The following is a 2,518-nucleotide window of genomic DNA, read 5'->3' as shown; positions in this document are numbered from 1 at the left end:
CACGCAGATCGCGTCCTACGTATGGGACATGAATTTCGACAGTGACACCAATGTCGTCGAAGTCGCCATTCGCCGGCTGCGCGCAAAGGTCGACGACGGCCATGACGTGAAGTTGATCCATACGGTTCGCGGCATGGGTTACGTGCTCGACGTGGAAGCGGAGGACGGCTGATGCTTCGCCTGTCACTGAAAGCCCGCCTCACCGGCACCTTCGTGGTCATCACGGTGGTCTGTTTCACCGTGGTGGGCGTGCTGCTGATGAACGCGGTGTACCGGCGCATCTACCAGCAGGATGAGATCAACCTCGTCCTGTCCGCGCGGCACCTGCGCCGGTTCATCGGCGAGCTCGATTCGACCGACGATCTCGTCGCGCACCAGGCACGGCTGACCTGGAGCGTGCTCGGCGATACCGAGAACGCGCTGCGCATCACGGACAAGGACGGTAAGGTTCTCGTCGACCACGACCTCTCCCACTTCACGGTGCAGGCACAGGCCGTCGCGCCGGCCGACCAGCGCCTTACAGTGACCGATATCCGCTCCTGGAACGACGGCGACGGGGAAATTCGTGGCGTATCCACCCTGGCGGCGCTGAAGGACGGGAGCATGGTTACGGTGACGGTGGCCCGTTCCATGGCGGACCGGTCCGTCCTGCTCCTGCGTTACCGGTGGGACACCGTGATAGCCCTCTTGCTGGGCACACTGGCAGCCACCGTACTCAGTTACCTGCTGATCCACCGCGCCCTGCGTCCGCTACGCGCCATGACAGCGAGCGCCTCATCGGTCACCGCCCACCGCCTGAGTACGCGGCTTTCCGCGGAGAACACCCCGGCGGAGCTACATGCGCTGGCACACGCGCTCAATGAAATGCTCACGCGCCTGGAGGAAGGCTTCGACCGCCTCTGGCAGTTCACGGTGGACCTGGCGCATGACCTGCGCACACCGGTCGCCATCCTCCGTGGCAGCAACGAAGTCGCGCTGAGCCGTCCGCGCAGCGTGGCCGAGTATCAATCGCTTCTCGGTTCGAATATCGAGGAGTGCGACCGGGTAAGCCAGCGCATCGAGAGCATGCTGTTCATCGCACGTGCCGAGAATCCCCAGTTCGCCTTGCAGCGTCTCGTTATCGACACCAACGAAGAACTGCATCTGCTTGCCGACTATTACGAAGGCATCGCCTCGGACGCCGGCGTCGTGGTTCGGATCGATGCGCACGCCACCGTCTACGCCGACCGTGACCTCTTCCGTCGCGCTGTGAGCAACCTGCTATCGAACGCCCTTCGTTACACGCCGTCCGGTGCGACACTTTCGCTGATCGCGACGACGACCGAGACCGGCGTGAGCGTATCGGTGGAGAATCCGGGGCCGGGCATCGCGCCCGATCATCTCGAAAAGGTTTTCGACCGCTTCTACCGCGTGGATCGGTCGCGCACCGACTCCAACATGTCTACCGGCCTGGGGCTGTCGATCGTCAAGAGCATCATGGATCTGCATGGCGGCGATGTGCTGGCAACGAGTGAACTCGAAGGCCTCACCCGGTTCACGCTGCGCTTTCCCCGGGTCACGATCCCCGACTAGCCAGCCATGCACGCACGCCATCGAGCGACCTGAATTCGTCGACACTGCGCGCGGCAACACCGGGGTACGTGGCGGAGACCATGTCGGCGAGCGCCCTGCCTGGACCGAGTTCCAGGAACACGTCGGCGCCCGCTTCGACGCATGCATCCAGGCAAGCCTTCCATTGCACCGGCTGCGAGATTTGCCGTGCCAGCTTGTCCAGCCCTTGCGAGACCTCGAGCACCGGTGCCCCGTCGATGCCGCTGAACAGGCGCGTGCCGTAGGACACCGCGCGGCCCACGGCGACGCTGGCCAGTCGCTGCCGAAAGCTTGCGCTGGCTTCCGTCATGAAGCGGGTATGGGAGGCGATGCCAACCCTCACCGGCACCACGCGCGACGCGCCCTTCTGCCGCGCGTCTGCCGCGATAGCGTCGAGCGCCGACGCAAGGCCCGCCAGCACATAGGCGTCGCCCGGATTGACGATGGCAAGGGCAGCCTCGCGTTGGTCGACCAAGGCGTCGACGACCGACCGGTCCAGCCCACGCACGAACAGCATGCCCTGCTCGCCCTCACGCGCCCGGTCCATGGCGTCGGCGCGGGCGTCGATGAGCTCGAGGACTTCGTTGGACGTCAACAGGCCAGCTACACCCCGCGCCGCCACTTCGCCAACGCTATAACCGGCGATGCAACGTTCCGGAGGAAGGTCACGCGCTAACGCTGCCGCGACCGTCAACGCCTGGATCGCGCATAGCCGCTGCGCGTGACGGTTCTCGCGAAAAGCTTCCTCGCTGGCCGTCTTCACCCAGCGACGAGGGTCTTCTCCAAACAAGGTCGCGCCCATCGCGAAGATATCCGACGCTTCGGCTGCGTCTTTCGTCAGCTCGAACATCCCGGCATGCTGACCGCCCTGTCCCGAGCAAAGTAGGGCTATACGCATAGAACCTCTCTTAGTCGCATAGCCCTGCCC

The 2,518-nt window shown here is 64.5% G+C and carries 3 protein-coding genes; 2 read left to right on the top strand and 1 reads right to left on the bottom strand.

Annotated features, from left to right (window positions below; genetic code table 11):
• Both AC1DSN_RS21275 and AC1DSN_RS21270 read left to right on the top strand, forming a co-directional pair.
• Positions 1 to 172, top strand: a 172-nt coding sequence (locus AC1DSN_RS21275; RefSeq protein WP_477332719.1) for a winged helix-turn-helix domain-containing protein, incomplete at its 5' end; no start/stop codon positions are given.
• Positions 172 to 1,572, top strand: a complete 1,401-nt coding sequence (locus tag AC1DSN_RS21270) for a heavy metal sensor histidine kinase (protein WP_477294178.1) — start codon at positions 172 to 174, stop codon at positions 1,570 to 1,572. The genes AC1DSN_RS21275 and AC1DSN_RS21270, both read left to right, overlap by 1 nt.
• On the opposite strand, the gene AC1DSN_RS21265 is transcribed toward AC1DSN_RS21270, so the two are convergent.
• Complete coding sequence (locus AC1DSN_RS21265) at positions 1,556 to 2,488, bottom strand: acyltransferase domain-containing protein (RefSeq protein WP_477332717.1); 933 nt, start codon at positions 2,486 to 2,488, stop codon at positions 1,556 to 1,558. The genes AC1DSN_RS21270 and AC1DSN_RS21265 overlap by 17 nt on opposite strands.
• Positions 2,489 to 2,518 lie beyond the last annotated feature (30 nt).

The organism is Luteibacter sp. P4_D7_3, from assembly GCF_056401735.1.
The sequence above is the reverse complement of the archived record's forward strand: the minus strand, read 5'-3'. Positions and strand labels throughout refer to the sequence as shown.

Coding starts and splice junctions, on each gene's coding strand:
- AC1DSN_RS21270 (WP_477294178.1), top strand. CDS start 172: ATGCTTCGCCTGTCACTGAAAGCCCGCCTCACCGGCACCTTCGTGGTC.
- AC1DSN_RS21265 (WP_477332717.1), bottom strand. CDS start 2,488: ATGCGTATAGCCCTACTTTGCTCGGGACAGGGCGGTCAGCATGCCGGG.